27 protein-coding genes are annotated in these 25,115 nt (G+C 60.5%); 9 read left to right on the top strand and 18 right to left on the bottom strand.

Annotation, left to right across the window (positions count from 1 at the left end; all coding sequences use genetic code 11):
* Positions 1-135: 135 nt before the first annotated feature.
* From fliJ to AC5E6W_RS10975, 13 genes are all read right to left on the bottom strand, one after another.
* Positions 136-579, bottom strand: a complete 444-nt coding sequence (gene fliJ / locus AC5E6W_RS11035; RefSeq protein ID WP_491752346.1) for a flagellar export protein FliJ — start codon at positions 577-579, stop codon at positions 136-138.
* Position 580: 1 nt separating this feature from the next.
* On the bottom strand, positions 581-1,897 hold the full coding sequence (locus AC5E6W_RS11030) for a FliI/YscN family ATPase (RefSeq protein ID WP_491752345.1): 1,317 nt from the start codon (positions 1,895-1,897) through the stop codon (positions 581-583).
* Positions 1,894-2,580 carry a FliH/SctL family protein gene (locus AC5E6W_RS11025; protein WP_491752344.1) on the bottom strand — a complete coding sequence of 229 codons (687 nt, stop codon included), beginning with the start codon at positions 2,578-2,580 and terminating at the stop codon, positions 1,894-1,896. Before AC5E6W_RS11025 ends, AC5E6W_RS11030 begins: the two co-directional genes overlap by 4 nt.
* Positions 2,564-3,583, bottom strand: coding sequence for a flagellar motor switch protein FliG (fliG, locus tag AC5E6W_RS11020; RefSeq protein WP_491752343.1), 1,020 nt, complete (start codon positions 3,581-3,583; stop codon positions 2,564-2,566). The genes AC5E6W_RS11025 and fliG overlap by 17 nt, the downstream gene beginning before the upstream one ends.
* Entirely contained in the window at positions 3,580-5,226 is a 1,647-nt protein-coding gene (fliF, locus tag AC5E6W_RS11015; protein ID WP_491752342.1) for a flagellar basal-body MS-ring/collar protein FliF, read from the bottom strand. Before fliF ends, fliG begins: the two co-directional genes overlap by 4 nt.
* Positions 5,227-5,260: 34 nt before the next feature.
* Positions 5,261-5,587 carry a flagellar hook-basal body complex protein FliE gene (gene fliE / locus AC5E6W_RS11010; RefSeq protein ID WP_491752341.1) on the bottom strand — a complete coding sequence of 109 codons (327 nt, stop codon included), beginning with the start codon at positions 5,585-5,587 and terminating at the stop codon, positions 5,261-5,263.
* Between the two features lie 10 nt (positions 5,588-5,597).
* Positions 5,598-6,041 (bottom strand): flagellar basal body rod protein FlgC, encoded by a 444-nt coding sequence (flgC, locus tag AC5E6W_RS11005; protein WP_491752340.1) that lies wholly within the window; start codon positions 6,039-6,041, stop codon positions 5,598-5,600.
* On the bottom strand, positions 6,041-6,412 hold the full coding sequence (flgB, locus tag AC5E6W_RS11000; protein WP_491752339.1) for a flagellar basal body rod protein FlgB: 372 nt from the start codon (positions 6,410-6,412) through the stop codon (positions 6,041-6,043). The genes flgC and flgB overlap by 1 nt, the downstream gene beginning before the upstream one ends.
* Entirely contained in the window at positions 6,409-7,797 is a 1,389-nt protein-coding gene (locus tag AC5E6W_RS10995; protein ID WP_491752338.1) for a sigma-54-dependent transcriptional regulator, read from the bottom strand. The genes flgB and AC5E6W_RS10995 overlap by 4 nt, the downstream gene beginning before the upstream one ends.
* Positions 7,794-9,110, bottom strand: coding sequence for a sensor histidine kinase (locus AC5E6W_RS10990; protein ID WP_491752337.1), 1,317 nt, complete (start codon positions 9,108-9,110; stop codon positions 7,794-7,796). The genes AC5E6W_RS10995 and AC5E6W_RS10990 overlap by 4 nt, the downstream gene beginning before the upstream one ends.
* A gap of 109 nt (positions 9,111-9,219) precedes the next feature.
* Positions 9,220-10,395: a sigma-54 interaction domain-containing protein gene (locus AC5E6W_RS10985; RefSeq protein ID WP_491752336.1), complete on the bottom strand. Its 1,176-nt coding sequence runs from the start codon at positions 10,393-10,395 to the stop codon at positions 9,220-9,222.
* 99 nt (positions 10,396-10,494) lie between these two features.
* Positions 10,495-11,151, bottom strand: coding sequence for an ATP-binding protein (locus AC5E6W_RS10980; RefSeq protein WP_491752335.1), 657 nt, complete (start codon positions 11,149-11,151; stop codon positions 10,495-10,497).
* Positions 11,132-11,863 (bottom strand): response regulator transcription factor, encoded by a 732-nt coding sequence (locus tag AC5E6W_RS10975; protein ID WP_491752334.1) that lies wholly within the window; start codon positions 11,861-11,863, stop codon positions 11,132-11,134. The genes AC5E6W_RS10980 and AC5E6W_RS10975 overlap by 20 nt, the downstream gene beginning before the upstream one ends.
* A 202-nt stretch (positions 11,864-12,065) precedes the next feature.
* Between AC5E6W_RS10975 and AC5E6W_RS10970 the strand changes: the two genes are divergently transcribed.
* On the top strand, positions 12,066-12,389 hold the full coding sequence (locus AC5E6W_RS10970; RefSeq protein ID WP_491752333.1) for a PilZ domain-containing protein: 324 nt from the start codon (positions 12,066-12,068) through the stop codon (positions 12,387-12,389).
* A gap of 272 nt (positions 12,390-12,661) precedes the next feature.
* Here AC5E6W_RS10970 and AC5E6W_RS10965 read toward each other — a convergent pair whose 3' ends face one another.
* The 4 genes from AC5E6W_RS10965 to AC5E6W_RS10950 form a co-directional block, all read right to left on the bottom strand.
* A complete protein-coding gene (locus tag AC5E6W_RS10965) occupies positions 12,662-13,570 on the bottom strand; it encodes a flagellar motor protein MotB (protein ID WP_491752332.1) in 909 nt (302 codons plus the stop codon).
* A 36-nt stretch (positions 13,571-13,606) separates the two neighbouring features.
* Positions 13,607-14,470, bottom strand: a complete 864-nt coding sequence (gene motA, locus AC5E6W_RS10960; protein ID WP_491752331.1) for a flagellar motor stator protein MotA — start codon at positions 14,468-14,470, stop codon at positions 13,607-13,609.
* Positions 14,471-14,689: 219 nt separating this feature from the next.
* Positions 14,690-15,175: a hypothetical protein gene (locus AC5E6W_RS10955; protein ID WP_491752330.1), complete on the bottom strand. Its 486-nt coding sequence runs from the start codon at positions 15,173-15,175 to the stop codon at positions 14,690-14,692.
* A gap of 10 nt (positions 15,176-15,185) precedes the next feature.
* Positions 15,186-15,548: a response regulator gene (locus AC5E6W_RS10950; protein ID WP_491752329.1), complete on the bottom strand. Its 363-nt coding sequence runs from the start codon at positions 15,546-15,548 to the stop codon at positions 15,186-15,188.
* Positions 15,549-15,950: 402 nt separating this feature from the next.
* Here AC5E6W_RS10950 and AC5E6W_RS10945 point away from each other — a divergent pair, with 402 nt between their 5' ends.
* The 8 genes from AC5E6W_RS10945 (at position 15,951) to AC5E6W_RS10910 (ending at position 23,900) form a co-directional block, all read left to right on the top strand.
* Complete coding sequence (locus tag AC5E6W_RS10945; RefSeq protein WP_491752328.1) at positions 15,951-17,603, top strand: methyl-accepting chemotaxis protein; 1,653 nt, start codon at positions 15,951-15,953, stop codon at positions 17,601-17,603.
* A 154-nt stretch (positions 17,604-17,757) separates the two neighbouring features.
* Positions 17,758-18,276, top strand: a complete 519-nt coding sequence (locus AC5E6W_RS10940; RefSeq protein WP_491752327.1) for a chemotaxis protein CheW — start codon at positions 17,758-17,760, stop codon at positions 18,274-18,276.
* Positions 18,277-18,330: 54 nt separating this feature from the next.
* Positions 18,331-20,583, top strand: coding sequence for a chemotaxis protein CheA (locus AC5E6W_RS10935; RefSeq protein ID WP_491752326.1), 2,253 nt, complete (start codon positions 18,331-18,333; stop codon positions 20,581-20,583).
* Positions 20,580-21,470: a CheR family methyltransferase gene (locus tag AC5E6W_RS10930; protein WP_491752325.1), complete on the top strand. Its 891-nt coding sequence runs from the start codon at positions 20,580-20,582 to the stop codon at positions 21,468-21,470. Before AC5E6W_RS10935 ends, AC5E6W_RS10930 begins: the two co-directional genes overlap by 4 nt.
* Complete coding sequence (locus tag AC5E6W_RS10925) at positions 21,467-21,991, top strand: chemotaxis protein CheD (protein ID WP_491752324.1); 525 nt, start codon at positions 21,467-21,469, stop codon at positions 21,989-21,991. The genes AC5E6W_RS10930 and AC5E6W_RS10925 overlap by 4 nt, the downstream gene beginning before the upstream one ends.
* Entirely contained in the window at positions 21,984-22,376 is a 393-nt protein-coding gene (locus tag AC5E6W_RS10920; protein WP_491752323.1) for a response regulator, read from the top strand. Before AC5E6W_RS10925 ends, AC5E6W_RS10920 begins: the two co-directional genes overlap by 8 nt.
* Positions 22,363-22,815: a chemotaxis protein CheX gene (locus AC5E6W_RS10915; RefSeq protein ID WP_491752322.1), complete on the top strand. Its 453-nt coding sequence runs from the start codon at positions 22,363-22,365 to the stop codon at positions 22,813-22,815. Before AC5E6W_RS10920 ends, AC5E6W_RS10915 begins: the two co-directional genes overlap by 14 nt.
* On the top strand, positions 22,812-23,900 hold the full coding sequence (locus AC5E6W_RS10910; RefSeq protein ID WP_491752321.1) for a protein-glutamate methylesterase/protein-glutamine glutaminase: 1,089 nt from the start codon (positions 22,812-22,814) through the stop codon (positions 23,898-23,900). The genes AC5E6W_RS10915 and AC5E6W_RS10910 overlap by 4 nt, the downstream gene beginning before the upstream one ends.
* A 13-nt stretch (positions 23,901-23,913) precedes the next feature.
* On the opposite strand, the gene dgt is transcribed toward AC5E6W_RS10910, so the two are convergent.
* On the bottom strand, positions 23,914-25,068 hold the full coding sequence (dgt, locus tag AC5E6W_RS10905; RefSeq protein WP_491752320.1) for a dGTP triphosphohydrolase: 1,155 nt from the start codon (positions 25,066-25,068) through the stop codon (positions 23,914-23,916).
* Between the last annotated feature and the right edge of the window lie 47 nt (positions 25,069-25,115).

Here is a 25,115-nt window from a genome sequence, read left to right as displayed (position 1 = left end):
CAGCCCTTGCCGGGCAGAGTTTGCCCAGTCGATCATTCCGCCATGTCGGAGCCGGCGTTTCACGAACAAAAAGAAACGCGCCCTCATCGGAGGGCGCGCATAAAGACGGAGACGAATCCGTGAAGCTTATAGCTCTTACATCGCCTTGCGGCTGTGCAGCGACGAGAAATATTCATCGACGGCGCGCTGCTCCTGCTTGGCGACCTCGAAGAGAAAGGTGGTGCGCTGACGGTCATGCATCTCCGTCAGCATCTTGCGGTCGCGGCGGGCCTCCTGATAGATGGCGAGCTGCTTGTCCTTGAGATCCTCGAGCTTGGCGAGGTGCGCCTCCTGCTCCGTGCGGCTCTGGCGCAGGTAGGCAATCTCACCATAGGCGCCATGGAGATGATGGGCGGACACGGCCTTGAACATGTGCTCGGAGCGATGACCGTTGGCCCGCTCCGACTCTGCGTCAATGGCAGCGATCTTCGCCATGACCTGCTGGATCTGGAAGAGGATTTGCTGAAGGAGGCGCTCCTCGCGCTCTTCGCGCATCAGGCGCACACGCAGGACGGTTGCCAGGGGAAACTTGAATGCCATGTCAGCTCGGGACCTCAGTCAGGGATTTTACGATGTTCGAGAACGGGTATACCTCGTCCGGACGCTGCTGCAGGAAGGCTTGCAACGACGGCAGACTTTCCACGGCGCGATCCAGGGTAGGGTCGCTTCCCTTTTGGTAAGCGCCGATTCGGATGAGATCTTCGCTGCGATGATACGAAGCCAGCAGCTTGCGCAGCGCATCGGCCTTCTGACGATGGGCCGGCGTGGCGATGCTCGGCATCAATCGGCTGAGGCTATCGAGCACAGCGATGGGCGGATAGTGGTTGCGCGTCGCCAGCGCGCGATCGAGGATGATGTGTCCATCGAGCAGGGACCTTACGGTGTCCACCACGGGGTCCTGTTGATCGTCGCCCTCCATCAGCACGGTATAGAACGCCGTGATGCTGCCCTTCTGGAAGCAGCCGGCACGCTCGACGAGTTTGGCGAGCATGTTGAGCACGGAGGGCGTGTAGCCTTTGGCCGTCGGCGGCTCGCCGGCGGAGAGACCAATTTCCCGTTGGGCCATGGCGAACCGCGTGAGCGAATCGACGACCAGCAGCACGTTCTTGCCGGCCTCGGCGAAGTACTCTGCGATGGCTGTCGCGGATAGCGCCGCACGGATACGCAGCAATGGCGACTGGTCGGAGGTGGAGACCACCACAACGCAGCGCTTCAATCCCTCTTCGCCGATGACCTCGAGGAACTCTCCAACCTCGCGACCACGCTCTCCGACGAGAGCGAGCACGGTGATGTCGGCCGCGGTGCCACGCAACATCATGCCCAGCAGTGTGCTCTTGCCGACGCCCGACCCGCCGAAGATGCCAAGCCTCTGCCCGCGTCCGCAGGTAACGAAGGCATCGAGGGCGCGAATGCCGCAACCAAGCGGCTCACGGATTGGCACACGTTCGAGAGGCAGCGGTGCAGAGCCGTCGATCGGTACCGACTTGTCGCCCCGATACGGTCCCTTGCTGTCGATGGGGGTTCCAGTCGCGTCGATGACGCGGCCCAGGAGATCTTTGCCTACGCGGAGAGAAGGATGCGATCCCTTGGCGACGATGACATCGCCGTAGCGGATGCCTTGTGGGGGCTCGAGCGCCATGCACAGTGTGTGCGAGCCGCGGAAGCCAACGACCTCGCCCGAGTAACGTACACCTTGCGTGTTCGAGATCTCGCAGGACTCTCCGATGGAACAGAACGGGCCCTCGGACTCGATGAGATTGCCGACGACCTCGAGCACGCGCCCGCGCCATTGCAACGTGGATTGGCGTTCCAGGCGATCGAAATACGCGGCAAGTGGGCGGGCGTTGGCGCTATTCATGCGGCCATGTCCGGACGGCGGCTGAGGAGGTCGAAGAAGCCCTGTTCGACTTCCTTGAGCTGGTTATCGATGCTGACATTGGCGGAGCCGAGGCTGGTTTCGATCATGCAATCGCCTGGATTCAACGAGTCGTCCCCGACGACCTCCACGGCAGTTCCGTTGATCGGGGTGGTGAAGCGCTCTCTCCACGAGGGAGCATCATCGGTCGGCACCCGCACAGTGACCCCCGAGCCGCTGTTTACGCGCTCGATGGCTACACGAGCCAGCGCGGAGAGCAGCATGGGATCGATCTGCGACTCGCGGTGGAGGATCTTGGCTGCGATTGAGATTGCAAGCTCCACCACATCGCGTTCGGCCTTGGCAAAGTATTCGTGCCGCTCGATGTCAAAGCGCGTAATAGCCTCGGCGATGCTCGCTCGCTGGGCTGCAAGTTCATGCTGATGCTGCGCGTGGAGACGGGCCTCGGTCTGAGTAACGGCTTCGCGCCGCGCAGCTTCAACCATCGCTTGAATTTCTTCGTGCGTAGGACCGGATACTGTGGGCGGAGCCGGAATTTGGGGAGCTGCGGCCGGTTTCTTCGCCATGGGCTCGGCATGCGCATCCGGATCCGAGACATCGCGATAGCTGAGCGTGTTGACGGCAATGGAGCGGCACACGGCACGTCCGTTAGACAACATATTCATCGCTACCCTCGCCCTTTAGCACCATCTTGCCCTCAGCCTCAAGCTGCCGCGCGATCGCTACGATATCCGACTGCGCCTTCACGACTTCCTTGCTGCGCATTGGACCTAGTGAATCGATATCTTCTTTCAGCATCTCCACCGCGCGTGAGGACATCGTCCGGAAGAAGTGATTCTTCAGGTCCTCGCTGCAGCCCTTCAGTGCGGCGGCAAGCATCTTTTTGTCGACGGCACCCATGAGCTCACGTATCTGGCCCTCTTCGACCTGCAGGAGGTCATTGAAGGTGAACATGAGATCGCGGATGCTGATTGCAAGCTGTGGCTCCTCTGCCTCGATGTTCTCGAGGATTTCCTGGGCAACACCCGAATCGATACAGTTCATAATGTCTGCGACACTCTGGAAGCCTGAGTAAGAACGACGTCCCTGCTCGGTGACGGTCTTGAGGCGGTGACTCAGCACGGTTGAGACACGCGCTGCCATCTCCGGAGAGAAACGCTTGAGCGCTGCGAGCCTCCGAATTGCTTCAGAACGAACCTGAGGCGAGAGACTCATCAGCAGAGCCGAAGCCTGGCGATCGCCAATCTGGCCGAGGATGAGCGCAACGGCCTGCGGATGCTCGCCCTCCAGGAACTTCGCGAGCTTCTGAGGATCGGCCCTCTGCAGCGCTTCCAGCGGCGTTACCTCGCGAGCACGGTCGAGCTTGCTGAGAATAGTCTCCGCCTCGTCCTCGCCGATGGCCTTGATGAGCAGACGCCTGGCGAGCTCGCGGCCTCCCTGCTGCATGAAGTCCTGCGCCTGGGTCATGCGCTGGTATTCTTCGAAGACCTTCAGGGAGACCTCGCTGGGAATCCTGCCCAGGTTGGCGACCTCATCGGCCACCTGCTGAATTTCCTCTTCGTTGAGGCTGCCGAGGATGGCCGCGGCCGGCTCTTCACCGATGATGGAGAGCAGAATCGCTGCCTTTCTTATTCCACGCAGACCGCTGATGTCCACGAGAGCGCTCATGCCGTTCCCTCCTTGAGCCAGGCGCGGATCGCGGTCGCACCGGAGTCAGGATCCTTCTCCAAGAAGTCCGTGAGCTCTTTCCTTAGCGCCTGGGTGCGCTCGACGATATGGGTATTGCTGAGACCAGGTAGGGCCTCCGGGACCGTCGTAACGAGAGCCTGAAGTGCTGCGGCATCCGGGGAAGGAAGTTCCTTAGTCATACCGCTCAGGGCGCGCTTCTGGATCGGCCGGATCATGAGCATGTACACCAGGCCAAACATAGCGAAGAGCACACCGTAGCGAATCAGTGAAGCGTTGCCATCGACCTGCTTCTGGGCCTTCTGAGCGAAGGTCAGCGGAGCGGGTTCCACAATCTCGGGACGATCGAACGCAAGGTTCTGGACGCTCACAACATCGCCGCGAGGCTGGCTGTAGCCGATGGCGGCCTGCGCGAGATCGGCGATCAGTTTGAGTTCATCCGGCGTGCGCTTGACGCGGGTCTCCACCCACTTGCCCTTGTTGTCCTGCTTGCGATGCACTACGTCGTCGACGACGATGGCAGCGGTGAGGCGGCGGATGCCACCGGCAGGCGCCAGGATGTGGCGTGTCACGCGGTTCACGCCATAGGTTGCGCTCTCCGACTTAGAGGACTGCGTGGGATCGGTGCTGGGCGTGCTCCCATTGGTCTGCGCGGCCTTCGCGCTGGGGACATTGCTCGAGGTGCCCGGGACCCCGCCAGCGCCGGCGCCGTTGGTGCTCAGCTCCTCGGTCTTCTGCATATTCAGAGCTACGCTGCTCTGGGGATCGTACTTGTCGTCATTCTCTTCGCTGCTGTTGGTCTCGTACTCGACATTGACCGAGGCATGCAGGTTCTGTGCGCCGACCACCGGGGTCAACGTCGCAACCAGGCGTTTGGTGAGGCTCTGCTCCAGTTCATCGTCTCCGCCTAATCCGTCGGGGCCGGTGGAGGAGAGCGTGCGCTCGGTGTCGGCATCGATCACAACCACATCCTGCGGCTTCAGTTGATCGACAGCTCCTGCCACGAGCCGCTGGATCGCTTTGACCTCTTCGCGGTTAATGCCATCGTCCTTGAGCCGAAGCGTAACCGAGGCCTTCGCGCTACGCTGCCGGTCCATGAAGACCGACTCCGTGGCCATGACCAGGTGCACGTTCGATGCCTTGACGTTGCGGATCGTGCTGATGGTGCGCTCCAGTTCGCCTTCCAACGCGCGCTGAAAGTTCACCTTCTCGTCGAACTCGGTCTCGCCCCAATTCGTCTTGTCGAACAACTCGTAGCCGACGTGTCCGCTGTGCGTCTTGTCCTGCGACGCGATCTCAAGCCTTGCCTCGGCGAGTTGCTCGGAGGCGACATTGATCGAGGTGCCGTCGGGGCCCAGCGTGTAGGGGATTTTCTTAGCGTCGAGCGCCGTAGTGATGGTCTTGGCGTCGGCTGGATCGAGTCCTGACATCAGAGGCTTCATGTCGGGGGTCGTGACCATGTGCGTGAAGATCGCGGCGGCGGCGAGGGTAACGGCCAGCCCGATCCCCAGGAAGATCCGCTGCTGCGTCGTGCGCCCGTTCCAGAACGCCATGAGGCGCTGAGCGAGCTCCGACTGCTTGGCGGCGGGAGTCTGTTTCGCGATTTGTGTTGCGGCGGCTGCCATCTTGATTCTGGTCTCTCTTCAGGGTGAAGGGTGGCTAGAACTGCATCTTCTCGATGTCCTGATACGCATTCACAATCTTGTTGCGTACCTGCATCATGAGCTGGAAGGCGACGTCGGCCTTTTCGACGGCAACCATCACCTGGCTAACGTCGGCGGAACCTCCGGTAAGCATGGAACCGACCTGCTGTTCTGCGCCGCCACTGAGCTGGTTGACCTGCGCTAGCGCGGTCTTGAGCACCGAACCAAAGCCCTCGCCGTCTCCGCCCGCAGCGGGACCAGAACCTATTCCCGACGCCTGCGAGAGCGAATCGAGCGAACCGAGAGAACCAAGCGAACCGAGAGAAGGAATGAAACTAGCCATAGAAGAACTCCTAAGCCTTCAGAATGTCGATGCTCTGCTGGATCATCTGCTTTTCAGCAGAGATCGCAGAGGCGTTGAGTTGGTAAGCGCGGACCGAACCCATCAGGTCCACCATTTCCAGGGCGGGGTTTATGGCGGGATAAGCGACATAGCCATCTTTGTCTGCATCCGGGTGGCCGGGCTCATAGCGCATCACCGCAGGCGTCGGATCGTCGACAACCTCGGAGACGCGAACCATGCCGGCCGGCGGCGCGTTGTTGTTCATACCCGCGAGGGTCATGCCGAAGGTGCGCGGCGTGTTCGCGGCAAAGACTACCTGACGGCGATGGAACGGGCCGCCGGCTGCGGTGCGCGTGGTCTCGGAGTTCGCCATGTTGGTGGCGATGACCTCCGAACGCTGACGCTCGGCCGCGAGGGCGGAGCCACTGATCGCGATGGCATCGAACATCTTCATTAGCTGTTACCTCCGCCATTGATGGCGCCGAGCAACTCGTGGAACTGGAGCTTGATGAGTTGAATGCTGGCCTGGTACTGGAGCTGCGTCTCGGAGAGCGCGAGGCTCTCACGATCGAGACTCACGTTGTTGCCATCCGGACGCTCCATCAATCCACTCACGTTGTGCAACACCGGGCCGTGCGTGGAAGCGGTGTGGAAGCCGAGCGAGTCGTCCTTCATCACGCGCTTCAACTCACCCTGGAAGTCAATGTCCTGGGTGTGGTAACCCGGCGTGTCGACATTGGCCATGTTGGAAGCGATGGTCTGCTGACGTTGGTCGGAGAGACGAAGGTAGGTCTCGAGCTGGGAGAGTAAGGGTGTGCTGTTCATGCATACCTCCTGGGAGGGAGTCCGTATTCCTTGATTCTGTTGCGTACCGTGCGCAGGCTGACACCGAGCATCTCAGCTGCGTGGGTGCGATTGCCGCCGGTGAGAGCCAGCGTGCGCTCGAGGTGCATACGCTGTAGATCAGCAATCTTTGTGCCAGCCACAGGCAAAGGGCCCTGTGGAACTGCAATTTCTTGCTTCAATGTGGGACGAAACTCGCGATCGAAGCAGGCCGAGTCGATGACTACGCCCTGATGCAGTGAAAGCACGCGGCGCATGAAGTTGCCGAATTCGCGAACATTGCCCGGCCAGGTGTGGCGCGCAATCGCGTTGAGGAAAGTCGCATCCAGCTGCGGCACAGCGCAACGGTTCTCGGTGGCAAAACGCTGGGCAAAGTGCTGGGCGAGCAGCGGAAGGTCCTGCATGCGTTCGCGCAACGGCGGGAGCGATAGCGGGATCACGTTGAGGCGATAGAAGAGGTCGTGGCGGAAGGTCCCGCGCTCGACCATGGCCTCAAGACCGGCATTAGTCGTCGCGATGACGCGGATGTCGACGTGCAGCGTGCGGGTGTCGCCGAGGCGCTCGAACTCGCGCTCCTGCAGTACGCGCAGCAATTTAGGTTGCAGGTGCAACGGCATCTCACCAATCTCATCCAGCAGAAGTGTGCCACCGTGAGCAAGCTCGAACTTGCCGGTGCGTAGGCCGGTCGCGCCCGTGAATGCACCCTTGGTGTGGCCGAAAAGTTCGCTCTCGATGAGGTGATCGGGAACCGCAGCGCAGTTCACCGCGACGAAGGGCTTGTTAGCCCGGTCGCTCATGTCGTGGATGTAGCGCGCGAGCAGCTCTTTGCCAGCGCCACTCTCGGCCTCTACCAGCACGTCCGCACCGGTGGAAGCAGCAGCGCGAGCGCGCTCCAATGCAGCCAGCAACGCGGGCGAGTTGCCCACGATATGTCCGTTGCTGACAGGAAGTGGAGCCACCACCTGAGCAGGAGCTGCCGGAGCGTCCTGCTGCTTTGCGCCTTTGAGAACGCGATCCGCCATGGAGCGGAGCTGATCGAAGGAGACCGGTTTGGTCAAATAGTCGAACGCGCCGTGGCGCATCGACTCGACCGCCTGTGAGACTGTGCCGTGCGCGGTGAGAATGATGACGGCACTCTTCGGAGAGGTCGCGCGAACCATCTCCAACACTTCGAGGCCATCGCCGTCTGGCATGCGAACGTCGGTGATCACAAGGTCATAGGTCTTGCGATCCACCAAGCCGATAGCCTCGCGAACTCCAGAAGCTGTCTCGGAGCTCCAGCCCTGGCGGAGGAAGTTGGCGTTGAGCGCCATGCGGATACCGGGATCGTCGTCGACGATAAGCACGGTGGGAGAGGTTTCGCTCATGCAGCCTCCTTCATGGAGATCAAGGGAAGCTCAAGCATGAAGCATGCTCCAGCGCCGGCGACATTCTTTGCAGCGATCGATCCGCTGTGGCGTTCGGCAATCTGGCGGCAGACCGCGAGGCCAAGGCCCGAAGAAAAGCCGCCGGCACTGAAGCCGGGCTCGAAGACCTGAGTAAGGTGCTCGGAAGCGATGCCACGGCCCGTGTCCAAGCACTCCAGCACAGCGACACGATGAGCATAGGGGATCTTGACGCTCGGCTTGCCTGCGATGGTGCGTAAGGACAGGGTCACGCTTCCGCCTTCGGGTGTGTGGCGGATGGCGTTGGCGAGGAGGTTAAGGAGCACCTGTCGGAGAGCGTCCGCGTTGCCCTGCACTATCGCGTCCACGATTTCGTTGCTGACGTAGATGGTCACCTGCGACTGCTCAGCCTGAGGCCGCATGAAGTCGGCAGCCTCCTGCAGGAGCCGCGGCAGCGAGACGGGAATCTCTCGCCAGCCAGCTCGGCCGTAGAAGGCGAGCACGTTGTTCACTGTGCCTGAGAGGGAGCGTATACCGGCGCGGAGATTGGAGATCCAGCTGATGCGACCGTCTTCATCCTGCTCAATAAGTTCGGCGAAGAGCTCAAGGCTGGCTAATGGATTCCTAATTTCATGAGCGAGCACACTGCTGATCTCAGCCTGCGCCAGAGCCTGGCGTCCGGCATCGCGGCTGCGCTCGGCCAGCTTGTTCGCGCTGATGTCGCGCAGAAGGAGGATGAACTGGGCGGAGACGCGCGAGTCGCTGGTGTTGAGGATGCGGCGGCGGACTTGCATCCAACGTTCACGGCCATCGATTATGAGGCTTATCTCGCATTCGAACTCGGTAACACTGGCCGTCGAGTAGCAGAAGATACTTGCGGGGATCAGCTCTGCGATACGCGCTCCCTGCACAGCAAAATCGCGCGAGTCGGTGAGGCCCAAAAGGACCCGGCATTCGGCATTGATAAAAGTTGGCTTGCCAGAAGCATCGATCACCAGCACACCGCAAGGCATCGCCTGCATCATCTGCTCCAGCGCCTGACGCATGCGGCGGTTCTCATCAAGACTCGCCTCGAGTTGGGCGTTGCGCTCGACGAGCTCGTGACTTAGGGTCACCACCTCCGTCTGGAGCGTCCGGTAAGAGAGCTCAAGGCGTGAACTGGTAGCGATGAATTCGCTGAAGGCATCCGCGAGCAGATTTGCTGACGAATGCGTCGCATCGGTGACACCGGCCGAGGCGAGCACAACACCTGCTGGCGGAGGATCCGTTGGCCGAAGATGAGAAGTAGGCAGCATCTGCCTATTCCTCATGCACGAATCGTGCCAAATCCAATCAGAACTGAAAAGAGAGGAAAAAGAAGGCTGTTTCTACGTGGGACAACACTGCAAAACAAGAATCGCTGGCCTAAAGCACCACGTGCTCGCCCCGCAACTCCCTTTCATTGCCTAGCAGTATGCTGGCGCGCTCGATCACATTGCGCAGCTCCCGGACATTGCCTGGCCACGGATGAGACCTCAACATCGCCATCGCTTCCTCGGTGAGAGTTGCATGAGGAGCAAACCTCGCCAGAAACGTTGCCGCCAGGCGAGGGATGTCCCCAAACCGTTCACGGAGCGGAGGCAAGCTGATCGGAAAGATGGCCAGGCGGAAGTAAAGATCTTCGCGGAAGAGCTTCTGCTGAACCATCTGCAGGAGCTTCGCATTCGTTGCTGCCACGACGCGCACATCCACCTTAAGGTTGTCGTTGCCGCCGATCCGCTGCACCTCGCCCTGCTCGAGGAACCGCAGGATCTTACTCTGCAACGAAAGGGGCATGTCGCCGATTTCATCGAGAAACAATGTGCCGCCGTGTGCGGCATGGATGCGCCCAATGCGCGACTGCACCGCGCCAGTGAACGATCCCTTCGTGTACCCGAAGAGTTCGGCTTCCAGCAGCGCCTCGGGAATGGCCGCGCAATTGATCACCACTAGCGGCTGACGTTGGCGAGGGCTTAGCAGATGTACAGCCTGCGCGATGAGGTCCTTGCCGGTACCACTCTCACCTGTGATCAGCACAGTAGTATCGCGCTGCGCCACCATGCGCGTGAGCTCGCTGACACGGCGCATGGCATCGGAACCACCAATGACGTTCGGCAACCCAGGATCCGCACCGCGCGAACGCGCCACAGCCTGCAACATTGGGACCGGCGTAGGCCAGCTCGGCACAGCAGCCGCCTGCGGATGCAGCAGCTCCGTCAGTTCCGTGGCAAGCGGTGTGGGCGAGGTTGAACCCAGCACCAGTTGACCGGTATGCGTGTTGAGCGTGAGTACCTGAGTTCCAGGAAAACGCTCCGAAACCATGGCGCTGAACTCGTTGGACTCGAGATCCGGGAGCATGGGATCCAGCAAAAGGATATCTACGGCGCTGTCGTGGAGGTATTCGAAGGCTTCTGCACCGCTCTGAGCTTCGATGAGCTGCCACCGGGGAGCGAGGATCTTCTCGCGAAGCTCGCGTCGAAGCCGTCCGTTGGGACTGACCAGGAGTGTGGCGATCGCGCCGGGTGGCACGCTAGCAGGCTCGGAAATTGGTAAGGCACTCATTGGTTTGACTTTCACTCTGACAGAGCCAGCCGCAAAGCACATAGTGCTGGGGCTGATTCATCGACGTTCGGAAATGGAACGAAAGTATGTAGCCTTTCGTTAGTCACCGAGAGAAAGCTCAACCACGAGTGGGGCAAGAGACAGTTCCAACGTTCCAGCCTGCGTGCGAACATCGGCCTCCGCAATGGCCATCATAAGCTGATGATCGGAGCTTAGCTTGTCCACGGTCCGAAGACCGTTGCGAATTGCGCACCGGAATGCACCCTGCTGGCACGAGCCAGACACTACGATCCGATCGCCAGGATGCGAGATGCCCTGCACCAGCAAGAGAGATGTTGCGATGGCCTCTTCGAGACGCTTGCCGTCGACGACCATCATCACATTCTCGGCCGGCACCTCCGAAACAAGATCGATGCCTTTTTCGGCGAACAGGAGTTCCAGCCCTTCCACCGTGCCCCGAAGTAGGGCAAGCACATTGATCTCGCTTGGCTGGGGCTGGAGATACTCCGCGGTCACCAGTTGCTGCATAGAGCTCACCAGGGAGCAAAGCCGGTCAACCGGGCCAATCGCCTCAATGGCGATGCGGCGAAGATCCTCAATCTCCAACGATTGGATGTAATCCTCGTCGAGCCTCACCCGGAGCACGGTCAGCGGCTGCGCCGCGGCGTGCAGACCGCTCATCAGGCTGCGGAACAGCGGGTTCAGCGCAATTCCGGCGGCTGAAACCCCTAGAGTCTCATTCTTCACCGAAGACATAACCTACTCCCCGCACGGTGCGAATAAGTTTCCGCTCTTCATTGCGATCGATCTTGTCGCGCAGATATTTCATGTAGACATCGACGACATTGGTCGAGGGATCAAAGGGAGCATTCCAGACCTCACGCATCAACGTCATGCGTGACACGGGCTTCCCGGCATTCTTCATCAGGTGCTCCAGCAGCGAGAACTCGCGGGGCGTCAGGTCGATCTTGCGATCTCCGCGCATCACGCGACGCTCGTCAGTGTGGATGACCAATTCGGAAAGCCGGGCCATAGCTGCGGGGACGGACGCTGTGCCCCTGCGGCGAAGGAGGCTGCGCAAGCGGGCCTGCAATTCCTGAAAGGAAAATGGCTTCACCAAGCAGTCGTCGGCGCCCCGCTCGAGGGCCTGCACCAGGTCCTCCTTGCGATTGCGCGCAGTCAAAACCAGCACAGGGAGGCCGGGATCGATCAATCGGGTCTGTTGCAGCAGATCCAGGCCATCCATGCCGGGAAGGTTGAGATCGAGAATCATCAGGTCGTAGCTTGACCGGCGAAGAAGCTCGAGGGCAGACTCGCCATCATAGGCGTTATCGGCCGTGTACTGTTGCATCTTCAGCTCGCGCCGCAGAAAGCGCGATAGTGCTTGATCGTCATCAATAATTAGCAATCGCATCTGCTGCTCTCCCAATACGACTGCCATTCCCTCTTCTTCCGAACTCATCATCATTACTCTAGCCTCGGGCCCATATCAGTGGGTGCCGCGTCGATCGTCCCGGATCGGACCAGCGTCGGTTCTCTCGCGTCGCACAGGAAGTCTGTTCCCACATCTCTATTCCAAACTGAACAAATTGGCATGATGTGTCGATACCTAATTGGTGGAGTGTTTGTCCATATCGGGACACCCGCACCGTCATCGAAGAGACTAGACAATGGTTCGCTCCTTCCAATATCGCTCGCCACGCCTTCGCACGCGTTTCCGCGCCGACTTTTTTTCGTGCGGTCTGAGGTACACAGGAGAATGCACCGATCTTAGCCCAGATGGCCTACGCGCGCGTTTGGACGCCGAGGTCGCGGTCGGGGCGGAGGGCTGGCTCGAATTGCATGTCTTTGGGCGGGTACACCGGGTAGAAGCCGTCGTGGCGAACCTGGAGCCGGAGGACGTGGGTTTCTGCTTCCGGGCGCAGACTCAGGAGGAAATTCAGACACTCCGCGGCATCGTCAGCGAAGTGGGCGGCCTTTCCTGGATCGATTGACCTTCGGCATTCGCCCTTCCCGCTCGCACCAACCGATCACTCGCAAGGCTGTCGTCGGACGGGCGTGCTTCGCATAGTTCGCCCCCGGAATGCTCTAGAATAGCAAGTCGCTGGCCACCGGACTCTCGATTCTGGATCAGCCACGTCGTGAGGCCTTCTCGCGAACCGCGAAACATCGGTCCACTCAGACTCTCGTTCGCGACAAATCCATGACGAAGACTGACGTGCCGCTACACCGTACGAGCCTTCATTGCGCCGGACGCCGCTATGTCCTAGTTCTTTGACGCGACCTTGGCGGGTTCCGTGCTGACCTTCACTGGCGTTGACCCCGGCTTCTCAACGGGCTTTTGCGAGCCCTTCGCCGCGGCCTCGGGAGCTTCCGTTGGAGAAACCCCAGGTGCCTCGATCGAGGCGATCTTGCCGTTGAAGAGGGTTCCTGGTCGGTGGTCCTGGTTCGTGAGATTGTACTGGATCAGGATGGTGACCCTGCGGTTTTCCGGAGCGGTCGGGTGCGCGGAATCCCGCAGATCGTTGTCGGCGAAGCCTCTGACCTGAACCACCTGATTTGCGTGCAAACCATTGGCCTCCATAATTTTACGGGCCATATTTGCGCGGTCCGTCGAAAGTTCCCAATTACCGTAGCCTCCTTTATTGGCGTATTGAGTGCTATCAGTATGCCCCTCGATGGATACGGGGTTGGGGAGTTTTCCTACCTCGGCGGAGAGGACGCGAAGTAGATCTCCCAAAATGGGAGTGGGCTTCGCATCGCCATTTTCGAAGAAGACACCCTTGGAGTTCTCCATCATCTCGATCTTCAGGCCCTCGTCGGTCAAGGTAATCGAGACTTGGTTCTTGAGCTTGTCGAAGTTCGCCATCTTTTGGAGCTGCCCCATGAGTTGCTCCTTGATCTTCGTGAAGTCTTCCTTCCTCAGTGGGGTTATGGTCGCCGAGCCTCGGCCATCCTCCGAACCGCCCTTCTTGGAGGCAGTGCCACTGGGATCGCGGAAGTAGCCGCTGACAGCCTCCTGGACGGGTTTGGAGGTATTCATCAGCCACATCACCATGAAAAATGCCATCATCGCGGTCACAAAGTCGGCGTAGGCCACCTTCCACGCGCCGCCGTGATGGCCGGCGTGAGCCGCTTTCTTCTTGATGACGATGATGGGTTGTTCGTCGGCCATACGTCTTTCCGCCTTCGGGAGCGAGCTTCGCCCTTCCTAGGCTGCTCCGCCCTTGTTACGGCAGGCTGATTCGACCTCTTTGAAGGTGGGCCGACTGTGGCCGGGCACAGCACGCCGGCCAATTTCGACGGCCATGATGGGAGAGGTTCCCTTGATGAAGGCCAGCATGACGACACGCAGCACGTGATAGTAACAGTGCTCCTCGTCAACGTTCTTGCCCATAAGGGAGGCGATGGGAGCGACGATGCCATAGCAAAGCAGAATTCCCAGGAAGGTTCCCACGAGGGCCGCGGCTACCTTCTTGCCAATCTCTTCGGGCGGCCCGCCCAGGGCGCCCATGGTGACGACGATACCGAGCACAGCAGCCACGATTCCGAGACCAGGAAGAGCATCTCCGACGGTCTGTAATGCCTGGCTGGGCATGCTGGCCTCAAGATGGTGCGTGTCCATGTCGACCTCCATCATCTGGTCGAGGTCGAAGGCGCTGACGCCTCCGGTAATGGCCATGCGCAGCGTATCGCAGACAAAGTCGCGGACGTGGTGATCTTTGAGAAAGGCAGGGTATTTGGCGAAGGTCTGGCTCTTATCTGGCTCCTCGACATCGCCCTCAATGGCGATGGCGCCTTCCTTGCGAGCCTTGGTGAGAAGGTCGAAGAGCATCTTCAGCGTCTCGGTGTAGCGCTGTTTGCTATACGGAGAGCCCTTCAGCACGTCAATGACGGCGCTTATGATGCTCTTGAGAATGTGCAGGGGGTTGGCTGTCACCAGTGTGCCAATCGCTGCGCCTGCGATGATGATGAGTTCGTTGGGCTGAACGAGCACCTTTAGCTGGCCATGCTCGAGCATGAAGCCGCCGATCACGCAGCCAAGCACCAAGATCGTCCCGATGATGGAGAACATTCGAGCCCCTACCCTCGCGTTGCGAAGGTCCTATGTCCGAAGCAGCCCCGGACCGCAAACCTTCTGTTCTGTGTTCTATCGGCTGAAGAGCAAGGCGATTCCAGCATCAGGCGGTGAATCCAGCGGTGCTGCAATCCCGCGGTGCTGCAGTCGCTGCGGCGTGCGCAGGAGCTCTCATGCGAGGGCTGCGGCTCTGGGCGTCGGTTACTGCTCGCCCGCTCAGCCAGCATTGATCGGAATCTTCGCCCCGAAGACCGCAAATTTTCCGCCCTGATAGCCTTCCACCTGCACGTTGTAAAAGCTCCTGTGGAACGGCTTGCGGAGAACCTCATCCGCAGGGCCATCGACCAACGTGCGGTCGAAGACCATCTTCTGGAAGATGGCCCGCCCTTCGCTGGTCACGGCGGCGGAGGCGATGTTCAGAACCTCGCCGCCTGCGTCGCGAAGCAACTCGTCGAGTGCGCCGGATGCGAGGCGTTCCTTGACCGCGGGATCGGGAAGACCGACCAGTAGCCCGGCCAGAGAACCAAGCAGCGCGAGATCGCAGCGGGTCACGATGGAGATGTCCCACGGAAGCAGCTGATAGACGCCAAAGACGTGTTTGCCAGGCTGGTCAATCTGGGTGGGAAGAGGAAGAAAGGTTACCTTGCGACCGACGAGGTCGGTGAGGAGCTTCGCGAGGTGAAATCCAACGGTATCTGCCATGGTTAGGGTCCTAATCGAGAATCGGGGAGAGCGCTTCCTGCACATCTTCCGGGCTGAACGGTTTGGTGATGAGGAAGTTCGCTCCGGATGCCATGGCGCGCTCCCGGATCTCGGGAGTGTTCTCCGATGTGATGAAGCCGAAAGGCATCGCACCGGCGGCCGCCCGGACCTGCACCAGAAAGTCGATGCCATTCATCTCCGGCATATTCCAGTCGGAGAGGATCAGGCGCGGCTTTTCGCCGGCGAGCTTCTGAAGGGCGTCGCGTCCGTTCTCCGCTTCGACGATGGTCAGGCCGCGGAAGCCCGCCTGGCGGATGGCGCGCTGCACGATCATGCGCATGGTTTTGCTGTCGTCTACGAGAAGAATGTCCATTCAAGGGCCTCATGAGCATCGCGTGCTGACGGGGAGGTCGCGTCGGCCACGATGAGCGTATGCTTCCTATCGGCACATCGCTGGACTCAGTTGAGTGTTCGCGTTCGACTCTGCAGCAGTGCGGATTGTATTGCCGTGTCGCATTTCGATATCCGACCGTCTGTTGTGGAGACAAGGCTCCAACCTTTTGGGGAGACTTCGTGTCCTGGGTTGCAATGCCGCGCGGAACCTATTCATTTCGGGAATCTTGCGCACCTGTTTCACCGAAGGAGCAAGAAATTCCAAATGCTTCGTCTTTGCATTCAATCGAACGGCCCAACGAACCGATACATGCTTCGCACGGCGGTATTCACGTAGCGTCCTACGAGCACAGCCGGGAGCCGACCGAAGGAAATCTAACCTATGAATTTTTCATCTCTGACGATTAAGCAGAAGCTCTTCGCCAGCTACGGCGTGATGGCCGCCTTCCTCCTGGCGCTCGGCGTTAGCTCTGTCTTTGCGCTGCGTAGCCTGGGCACCTCGACGGAGCAACTCGGCGTCTCCATGTCGACCAAGCTCTACGACTCCGGCCAGATCAACGGCACCGGCGCGGAGTTCCTCTCCCTGGCCCGAGCGATACAGATGCGGACGGCGTCACACGACCTGGCCGCGGTGGAGGGCTACGTCACTGACTACGCCAAGGACCAGGCGGACATAAACAAGGCGATCGCCGACATGCGCGCCCAGGGTCTGAGCGAGGGCGGTAAACGGAAGGTGGAGGCGGTTGAGGCGGCGGAACACGACAGCGAGGCCATCTACCTCCATTTCCTCGCCGCGGCGCGCGCCGGAGAGGCCGATGAGTCCTACACCGTTTACAACACCGAGCTGCGCGCTGCGCTGAAGAAGGTGGACGACGCGGGCACCGACCTCCTCGACTACGAGCACGGGGTCATGAGCAAGGTCAACGACGAGGCCCAGCAGAGCATTACGCACTCCTATTGGATCATCCTGGTACTGTTCGTGCTCGGTGGCATCGTCGGCGTCGTGGTGATCTTTGTGATCCGCGGCCTGGACAGTCACCTTCGCCAAGTTGTGACGGAACTCAATGACGGCGCCTCGCAGGTCTCGCAGGCGGCCAACGAGGTTTCTTCCTCGAGCCAGTCCCTAGCCCGCGAGAGCTCCGAGCAGGCGGCCATGATCGAGGAAACGTCAGCTTCGGCAGAGCAGGTCAATTCGATGGCACGGCGCAATGTCGAGAACTCCCACAACGCCAGTGGCCTTGTCGCGCAGGCGGTACAGAGTACGGAACTGACCAACGCCGCTGTTGCGGAGAGCGTCGAGGCGATGAATGCCATCGGCGAATCGAGCAGCCAGATCGCCAAGACGTTGCAGGTGATCGACAAGATCGCCTTCCAGACGAACATCCTCGCCTTGAATGCCGCGGTGGAAGCCGCACGCGCTGGCGAGGCCGGCATGGGCTTCGCGGTCGTTGCCGAGGAGGTGCGGAACCTCGCACAGCGTTGCTCCGCCGCAGCCGCAGAGATCAGCACCCTCATCGAGGCTTCGCTCAGCAACTCGGACATGGGCAAAGCCAAGATCGGGTCCCTGGTGGAAGCCGGGCAGAAGGTGAACATTGTCTTTGGCGAAATGCGAAAGATCGTTGAGGAGATCTGCACCTCGAGCGAAGAACAAGGCCGAGGCGTTGACCAGATCCGAACTGCTATCCAGAAGATGGAACAGGGCACGCAGAAGAGCGCCGCCAACGCCGAGGAGAGTGCTGCTGCCGCTGCGGAACTGACCGCCCAGTCCGATGCCCTGACCCACGCGGCAAATGCCCTGGGGGCGATGGTAGGAAGCGCCGCCTCCGAAGACAGGAAGCCGATGCGAATCTCCCCTTCGACGGTGCATCACAAGCCAAAGGCGAGGTTCACGCCCGCCGCGGTGAAGCCACTGCTGAAGCCTGCAGGGTCGATGCTGAAGCCCGCAGCCCAGCTTCGACCGGCCGCAGCCTCACCTTCGAGCTCGGCGTACTTCCCAATGGATGACGATGACAACTCGAGTTTCACTGAGTTTTAGGAATTCTCCAGCGCCCGTTTTTCGGAACCACAGATGTGTCGAGGAATGGATTTGCACTAATGCAGACCCCCTCGACAGCCGATAGTCAATCCGCTGCCCGTTGACCTTCAACCAGCGCAAAGTTCACTCCGACCCTACCAACCATGAGGTGATTATGGAGATTCAAACGACTCAAACCACAGGCTCAAGCGCTGCCGCTGCACATCGCGGCTCCGCCGACAAGCACCTGATCTTCTCGCTCGGTAAAGAGGAGTTTGGAATTCAGGTACTGGCTATCAAGGAAATCATCGGCATGCAGGAAGTCACTGCAGTACCGAAGATGCCCTCTCACATCAAAGGCGTCATCAACCTCCGCGGCCAGGTGATCCCTGTCGTCGATCTGTCGCTCAAGTTTCTGCTCACGCCACAGGAGTACACCTACCGCACTTGCATCATCGTGGTGCGCACGCGGGGAGCCAATGGTGACCGCCTCATCGGCGCCATCGCCGACGGCGTCAGCGAAGTGCTCACGATCGCACAGGAAGACATCGAAGAGAGCCCCGACTTCGGCAATGGCAACCCCACTCCGTACCTCAAGGGCATCGCCAAGGTGCACAACAAGGTGAAGCTTCTGCTCGACATTCATGAGGTCTTCCGCACGGACTCCGTGGTCGGCCTGAACTTCTCGAACTAACGGCGCGGTTCAACGGCCATAGCTTTACCCAAGCAAAGGATGCCCCAGGCGAGGATGATGGAAACGCAATCAAATCCGGAGAGCGCTGCGATCTTGCAGTCGATCGACGATCTGGCCCTGCAGGTCATGCTGAAGGGTGCCGCGGCCTTCCGCGCCAAGACGATCACGTCGATCCTCGAAGAGGCGCGCAAGACCAGCGCACCCGAGCTGGTCGCGGAACTCGAGCGGCTGGTAAAGCTCGCCAAGGCGAAGAAACTCGACGACGATGAGGCCCGCACAGGCGCTTCTACCCTGCAGGCTATTCTCTCCCCCCCAGCACCACCTCCTGCTGTCGCTGAGGCAGTAGTTCACGGCGCGTTCGAGGAAGACGCCGAGCTGCTCAACGACTTTGTTCTCGAAGCAGACGAGCACCTGGTGTCCATCGAGGAACTCATTCTGCAGCTGGAGAAAGAACCCACCCTCACCGACGCGATCCATGCGGTCTTTCGCTCGTTCCATTCGATCAAGGGTCTCGCCGGCTTTCTCGGTCTCGGTGGGGTTCAGGCAGTGGCACACGAAGTGGAGACGCTGCTGGACCACGCCCGGAACGCGCGCGTCTCCGTAGACTCACAGATCGTCGATCTGGTGCTGGAAGCAGCTGAGTATCTGAAGGAAGAGGTCTCGGTCGTGCAGGCACGACTGGCCGGCTCTGCTCTTCCGGCCGTGCGAGACAACGCTACTCTGCTCGCGTCGGTGCGCCATCTGAATGAAGAAGTACTTTCCGGACGCAGGGCCGTTGCTACCGCCAAGGCTGCATCCGAAGCAACTCCTGAATCGGCGCCCGTTGCGGTTGCCGTCGCCGAGCCCTCGATTGCACTACCCGTGGTTGAAGTGGAGCCAGAGACCGAAGAGGAAGAGCCTGAGGCCGAAGAGGCTGTGGCGTTCACCCTGGACCAGGATGAGGAAGACGAGCAGATTGCCGCTTCTGTCCGCCCAGAGCTCCCGGCCAAAGAACCAGCCGTGATTGCCCAGGAGGTCGCAGCGCCCAAGGCGATCACGCTGCAAGCCCCAGTTGCGGCTCCCGCGCCTCCCGTCAAAGCCGCGCCTGCTGCCGCAGCCCCCCCGCCAGAGCCGACACGCACCGACGTCGCGAGCACCTCGGTGCGGGTCGAGACCTCCAAGCTGGACAAGCTGATGGACATGGTCGGCGAGATGGTGATCGCGCAGTCGATCCTGATGAACCTCTCCCGCGCCTCAGCGACGGTCGAGGCACGCATGGCCGGAGAGCTGGCCCAGCTCGCTCGCATCACCACCGAAGTACAGCGTTGCGCGATGAGCATGCGCATGATGCCCATCGGTCCGCTGTTCCAGAAGAATGCCAAGATGGTGCGCGATCTCTCGCGCCGCAACGGTAAGAAGGTCAACCTGGAGCTGAAGGGCGAAGCGACCGAGCTCGACAAGACCATTGCCGAAGAACTTGCCGACCCACTCCTCCATATGATCCGGAACGCATTGGACCACGGTATCGAACCACCGCTGGATCGTATCGCAGCGGGCAAGGCGGAGACGGCCACGCTATGCATCTCCGCCGAGCACGAGGCAGGACAGATCGTGGTGTCGATTTCGGATGATGGCCGTGGACTCGACCCGGAGAGGATTCGGCGCAAGGCAATCGAGCGTGGCCTGGTCGACGAAAACCAACCCATGTCCGAGCAGGAGATCTTCCACCTCATCTTTGCTCCGGGCTTCTCTACAGCAGAGAAGATCACCGATATCAGCGGCCGTGGCGTTGGCATGGACGTCGTCCGGCAGCACGTAGAACACCTGCGCGGACGCATCGAAATCGAGTCGGTACTCGGCCATGGCACAACCTTCTACATCCACCTGCCCCTCACGCTCGCGATCATCGAGGGCCTGGTGATCGTGGTCGGCGATCACCGCTACATCATCCCGCTGTTCAGCGTACGGGAGATGTGCCGTCCAACCGCCGACATGCTGTTCACGGTGCAGGGCCAGGACGAGATGATTCTGATGCGCGGAACCCTGCTGCCCCTGGTGCGTCTGCACAAACGGTTCTACATCGAGCCCAAGAGCGAGAACATCACGGACGGTCTGCTGGTAGTGTGCGACTTCGCCGGAAAGCGCTTCTGCCTCTTCGTCGACGACCTGCTGGGCCGCCAGGAGGTGGTCATCAAAAGTCTCGATGAGGCCTTCAAGAATGTTCGTGGGCTTGCTGGTTCGGCAATCCTTGGCGACGGTCGCATCGGCCTTATCCTTGACGTCGCCGGCATCTTCTCGCAGAACGGATTCGAGGACCTTGCCGCATGAGCACCCTCGTCGCCCCACTCCAGGTCACTCCCACCCGCTCGTCGCTGACGCCACGCGACTTTGATCGCATCCGCAAGCTCGCCTTCGACTATTGCGGGCTTGACATTGAACCCGGCAAAGAGGAGCTCGTGGCTTCGCGCCTGGGAAAGATCATGCGCAAGCTCGGTATTGCCAGCTACGCGGCATATTACGATCACGTGGTCGGCGACAAAACCGAGCAGGCACTCGTGACGATGATCGACTCGCTCACCACGAATCACACGAGCTTCTTCCGCGAGCAGCAACACTTCGACTTTCTGCACTCCACGATCCTGCCGGCATTGGCCAATCGTTCGCAGATCGATATCTGGAGCGCGGCCTGCTCCAGCGGTGAAGAGCCCTACACGATCGCGTTTTCGGTAAAGGACTACTTCGACGGTCGCGGACCTGCGCTCAAGATCCTGGCGTCCGACATCTCTACCCGCATTCTGGAAAGGGCTCAAGGGGCGACTTACTCGCTGGATCACATGAAGGGCATCCCCATGCCCACGATGCAGCGCTACTTCCTGCGCGGCAGGGGGAAGATGGAAGAGCAATTCCGCGTGAAGCCTGAGATCCGCTCGATGGTGCAGTTCCGCCGCATGAACCTCAACGAGCCTCTGCAGGGAATGACAACTCTGTTCCCGCTGATCTTCTGCCGAAACGTGATGATCTATTTCAACGCTGCAACGCAGGAGCAGGTGGTCAGCAACCTTGCGCAGCAGCTCGAGCCGGGCGGATATCTCTTTATCGGGCACTCCGAGAGCCTGAATCGCATCAAGCATTCGCTGGAATATGTGCGTCCGGCCATCTATCGCAGGCCGGGAACTCTTAGTTCTTCAGGACCGGCACGAAGGAGCGCTGCGTGAGTCAACTTGTCGTCGGGATCGGGGATTGTCAGCTAAGCCAAGACCCGCAAGCAACCATCATTACATATGCTTTGGGCTCCTGTATCGCCATCGCTGTCTATGACCCAGTAACCAAGGTAGGAGGCCTGTTGCACTATCTCCTGCCCGATTCCACCATCGATGCCGAGAAGGCGCAGCGCAACCCCTTTATGTTTGCCGACACCGGCATCCCCGAACTCTTCCATCGCGCCTACCGAATGGGTGCGAGCAAGCAGCGGCTGATCGTGACCGTGGCTGGGGGAGCACAGGTGATGTCCAGCGAATACTTCAACATCGGCAAGCGAAACCAGCTTGCCGCCAAGAAGATTCTGTGGCGGGCCGGTGTCCTGGTACGCCATGAAGAGACCGGCGGAGAAAGCTCCCGAACGGTACGCATGGAGTTGGCCACCGGACAGATCTTCCTCAGAACAGCCGGACGATTCGAAGTTGTCCTGGGGGCACCCTCAACAGAAGCAGCCAAGAAAGGAGCCCAATGTGCGTGACATTCTCATAGTCGACGATTCGAAGGCCATGCGGAACTTCCTCCGCCGTGCGCTCTCAATGACGAGCATGGATATCGGAACTGTCGTTGAAGCCGAAAACGGCCTCGACGCGCTCGAGAAGCTGGAAAAACAACAGGTCGATGTCATCTTCAGCGACATCAACATGCCGGTCATGGATGGCGCCGTGTTCGTCGGTGAGCTCGCCAAGAGCGAAACCAGCCGCAAGATTCCGGTCATCATCGTCTCCACCGATTCGAGCGCAGAGCGAAAAGCGCAGATGCAGTCTCTCGGAGCCAAAGGATATATCGCCAAGCCCTTCTCACCTGAAGCGCTCGAACTCGAAGTAGCACGTCTGATGTGGGAGGCCTCCGATGACAACGACTGATATGGATCAAGCGCTCCTCGCATCTTCGAGCAATGTCCTGGAGACGATGTTCTTCTCCGAGGTGACAGTCGCTACAACGGAGGGCAAGCTGCATGACAACCCCATCGTTTGCAGGCTGCGGTGCAGCGGTGCTGCTGAGGGCACCTTTAGCATTGCGGTCGACCGCGCGGCTCTTCGGCTCTTGTGCATGTCCTTTTATGGTGAGGACGAGCCTACGTTGACCCGGCAGGAGGAACTGGCCTGCGAGCTGACCAACATGGTCGCCGGCTCGACGCTGAGCGCCCTGGTCCCGGAACGCTACTGCGCGCTTACCGCGCCGCAGATCTGCATTCTTGATCATCACGAGAGCCTGGGCCGGACCGGCGACAACGCAACGTGTGTGTTGATGGAAGTGGAGGGAGGCCTGCTATCGGCTTCCTGCAGTCTGAGGGCGGAATGATCCCAGGTGGCCCCATTCGCGTGCTGATCGTCGACGACTCCGCGCTCGTGCGCAAGTTGTTGACCGCGGCACTCGCTGACGAGAAGCAGATCGAGGTTGTGGGCACGGCGGCTGACCCTTACGTTGCCCGCGACAAGATCCTGCAGCTCAATCCCGACGTCATCACGCTTGATATCGAGATGCCGCGGATGAATGGGCTCGCGTTCCTCAAGAAGCTGATGCAGTTCCGCCCCATGCCCGTGGTGATGATCACGTCGCTGGCAGCAACGAACTCGAACACGACACTGGAGGCCCTTCGCGCCGGTGCGGTGGAGATCCTTGCCAAGCCCGACGGCCCCAACTCCGTTGGCGATCTTAAGCTGATCCTCGGCAACAAGATTCGCTCGGCTGCGGCGGCGCACATTCGGACCCGTCGCGACGATACGCGACCCGCGCAGGCCGGGCTGATGCCCGTCCGGTTGACTCCTGCGTCAGACACGCTCCCCGTCACCTCATGCGCTCCCGGCACGGTGCTCGCGATCGGAGCCTCGACCGGAGGGCCACCTGCCCTCACCGAATTCCTTGGGTCGTTACCAGCAGACGTGCCGCCGATCGTAATCGTGCAGCACATGCCGCCGGTCTTCACCAAGCATTTCGCAGAGCGTCTCAATCAGGAGTGCGCCTTCCAGGTGAAGGAGGCCGTGAACGGCGACGAGCTGCTCCCCGGCCGCGCGCTGATCGCTCCGGGCGACTTCCACATGATCGTAGAAGCGGGATCGCGCATCCCACGCGTCCGCGTGATGCAGGGACCTCCGGTGTGCTTCAGCAGGCCTTCAGTGGATGTGCTGTTCACCTCGGTCGCCGAAGTGCTCAAGAAGCATGCTGTCGGCGTGCTCCTTACAGGGATGGGGTCGGATGGAGCACGCGGCATGCTTGCCATGCGCCAAAGCGGAGCCACCACCATCGCACAGGATGAGGAAAGCTGCGTAGTCTACGGCATGCCCAAGGAGGCCGCACGCATGGGCGCCGCCGAGTTCGTGCTGTCGCTCAGCAAGATGTCTCCGTTCGCACTGGAGAAGTTGAAGCAGGCTGCGAAGAGCCGGTAAGAAGCCGCTGAAGCTAAAAGAGTCGGCCGGAGCGCACGAAGCGGCGCACGCTCGCGAACTGCATCAGGATGAAGTTGTCCGTCATGCCTGCAATGTAGTCGGCGATGGTGCGCGGCAGTCCCTCGCTCTCGATGTCGGGGAGATAGCTGCCGGGCAGTTCCTCGGGATACGCCATCCAGAATTCAAAGAGCTCCGTCACGACCTCCTCGGCCTTGCGATGCTCCTGCTCCAGCGCCTCGCAGGTATACAGCGTGTCGTAGAGATACTTCTTCTCTTCGAGCCGCTCGGCCTCAGCCTGCGCTGAGAACACAGCGATCCGCTCCGGAAGATTGCGTATGTCCTCGAGCGTCTCCGCTCCGCTCTCCGCCACCCTGGCAGCGATCGACTCGATCAAATCCACAGCCAGCGTCTTCTGCATCGCCTGCAAAGCATCGTGGAAGATGTAACGCTCCTCTGCTCCGGGATGCGCCTTCTCGACCGCGGCATAGGAGCGGTTCAGGATGCTGACGTGCTCGCGGATGTGGCCGATCTCAAGCAGTCCCGACTCGACGCCGTCGTCGAGATCCGCAGTGAGATAGGCGATCTCGTCCGCAAGGTCGATCAACTGCGCCTCCAATGGAGGACGCTGCCCCAGGAAGTACTCGGCAAGCTCAGGATGCGCGGCTGGAGAGTAGTCCCGTGAGTGCTTGATGATGCCTTCGCGCGTGCCCAGCGTCAGGTTGAGGCCGCGATGGCCTGCATAGCGCTGCTCGAAGCGCTCGACGATGCGGAGCGCATGAAAATTGTGATCGAAGCGCAAGCCATGCTGCTGCAGGCAGCGATCGAGAGCGCGCTCGCCGGCGTGGCCGAAGGGCGGATGCCCGATATCATGCACCAGCGCCAGCGTCTCGGTGAGATCGAGATTGAGATTGAGCACGGCAGCCACGCGGCGCGCCACCTGCGCCACCTCGATGGTGTGCGTGAGCCGGCTGCGGAAGTGGTCCGAAGCCCGGCTGGTGAAGACCTGCGTCTTGCCCGCAAGGCGGCGGAAGGCCCGAGAGTGTACAACCCGCTCGCGATCGCGCTCGAAGGCGTAACGGACGTCCCCGGCCGGAGCTGGAAATTCGCGCACCGAGAGCCGGAGCGCCTCTTCGCCATGGACGCTGCAGTGATAGAGATGCTTGCTCATGCTTCCTTTGAGTTTAGTTGAGCCTTGGCGAAGGAGTCGGCCCAGGA

It is taken from the genome of Bryocella sp. (assembly GCF_058498515.1).
The sequence above is the reverse complement of the archived record's forward strand: the minus strand, read 5'-3'. Positions and strand labels throughout refer to the sequence as shown.

Excerpts from the sequence above, each read along its gene's own strand:
- AC5E6W_RS10985 (WP_491752336.1), bottom strand. The coding sequence starts at position 10,395 with ATGAGTGCCTTACCAATTTCCGAGCCTGCTAGCGTGCCACCCGGCGCG.
- flgB (WP_491752339.1), bottom strand. The coding sequence starts at position 6,412 with ATGAACAGCACACCCTTACTCTCCCAGCTCGAGACCTACCTTCGTCTC.
- dgt (WP_491752320.1), bottom strand. The coding sequence starts at position 25,068 with ATGAGCAAGCATCTCTATCACTGCAGCGTCCATGGCGAAGAGGCGCTC.
- AC5E6W_RS10940 (WP_491752327.1), top strand. The coding sequence starts at position 17,758 with ATGGAGATTCAAACGACTCAAACCACAGGCTCAAGCGCTGCCGCTGCA.
- AC5E6W_RS11025 (WP_491752344.1), bottom strand. The coding sequence starts at position 2,580 with ATGAATATGTTGTCTAACGGACGTGCCGTGTGCCGCTCCATTGCCGTC.
- fliG (WP_491752343.1), bottom strand. The coding sequence starts at position 3,583 with ATGAGCGCTCTCGTGGACATCAGCGGTCTGCGTGGAATAAGAAAGGCA.
- AC5E6W_RS10965 (WP_491752332.1), bottom strand. The coding sequence starts at position 13,570 with ATGGCCGACGAACAACCCATCATCGTCATCAAGAAGAAAGCGGCTCAC.
- fliE (WP_491752341.1), bottom strand. The coding sequence starts at position 5,587 with ATGGCTAGTTTCATTCCTTCTCTCGGTTCGCTTGGTTCTCTCGGTTCG.
- AC5E6W_RS10990 (WP_491752337.1), bottom strand. The coding sequence starts at position 9,110 with ATGCTGCCTACTTCTCATCTTCGGCCAACGGATCCTCCGCCAGCAGGT.
- AC5E6W_RS10955 (WP_491752330.1), bottom strand. The coding sequence starts at position 15,175 with ATGGCAGATACCGTTGGATTTCACCTCGCGAAGCTCCTCACCGACCTC.
- AC5E6W_RS10945 (WP_491752328.1), top strand. The coding sequence starts at position 15,951 with ATGAATTTTTCATCTCTGACGATTAAGCAGAAGCTCTTCGCCAGCTAC.
- fliF (WP_491752342.1), bottom strand. The coding sequence starts at position 5,226 with ATGGCAGCCGCCGCAACACAAATCGCGAAACAGACTCCCGCCGCCAAG.
- AC5E6W_RS10930 (WP_491752325.1), top strand. The coding sequence starts at position 20,580 with ATGAGCACCCTCGTCGCCCCACTCCAGGTCACTCCCACCCGCTCGTCG.
- fliJ (WP_491752346.1), bottom strand. The coding sequence starts at position 579 with ATGGCATTCAAGTTTCCCCTGGCAACCGTCCTGCGTGTGCGCCTGATG.
- AC5E6W_RS11030 (WP_491752345.1), bottom strand. The coding sequence starts at position 1,897 with ATGAATAGCGCCAACGCCCGCCCACTTGCCGCGTATTTCGATCGCCTG.
- AC5E6W_RS10975 (WP_491752334.1), bottom strand. The coding sequence starts at position 11,863 with ATGATGATGAGTTCGGAAGAAGAGGGAATGGCAGTCGTATTGGGAGAG.
- AC5E6W_RS10970 (WP_491752333.1), top strand. The coding sequence starts at position 12,066 with ATGGTTCGCTCCTTCCAATATCGCTCGCCACGCCTTCGCACGCGTTTC.
- AC5E6W_RS10935 (WP_491752326.1), top strand. The coding sequence starts at position 18,331 with ATGATGGAAACGCAATCAAATCCGGAGAGCGCTGCGATCTTGCAGTCG.
- AC5E6W_RS10950 (WP_491752329.1), bottom strand. The coding sequence starts at position 15,548 with ATGGACATTCTTCTCGTAGACGACAGCAAAACCATGCGCATGATCGTG.
- AC5E6W_RS10995 (WP_491752338.1), bottom strand. The coding sequence starts at position 7,797 with ATGAGCGAAACCTCTCCCACCGTGCTTATCGTCGACGACGATCCCGGT.
- motA (WP_491752331.1), bottom strand. The coding sequence starts at position 14,470 with ATGTTCTCCATCATCGGGACGATCTTGGTGCTTGGCTGCGTGATCGGC.
- AC5E6W_RS10915 (WP_491752322.1), top strand. The coding sequence starts at position 22,363 with ATGACAACGACTGATATGGATCAAGCGCTCCTCGCATCTTCGAGCAAT.
- AC5E6W_RS10980 (WP_491752335.1), bottom strand. The coding sequence starts at position 11,151 with ATGTCTTCGGTGAAGAATGAGACTCTAGGGGTTTCAGCCGCCGGAATT.
- flgC (WP_491752340.1), bottom strand. The coding sequence starts at position 6,041 with ATGAAGATGTTCGATGCCATCGCGATCAGTGGCTCCGCCCTCGCGGCC.
- AC5E6W_RS10910 (WP_491752321.1), top strand. The coding sequence starts at position 22,812 with ATGATCCCAGGTGGCCCCATTCGCGTGCTGATCGTCGACGACTCCGCG.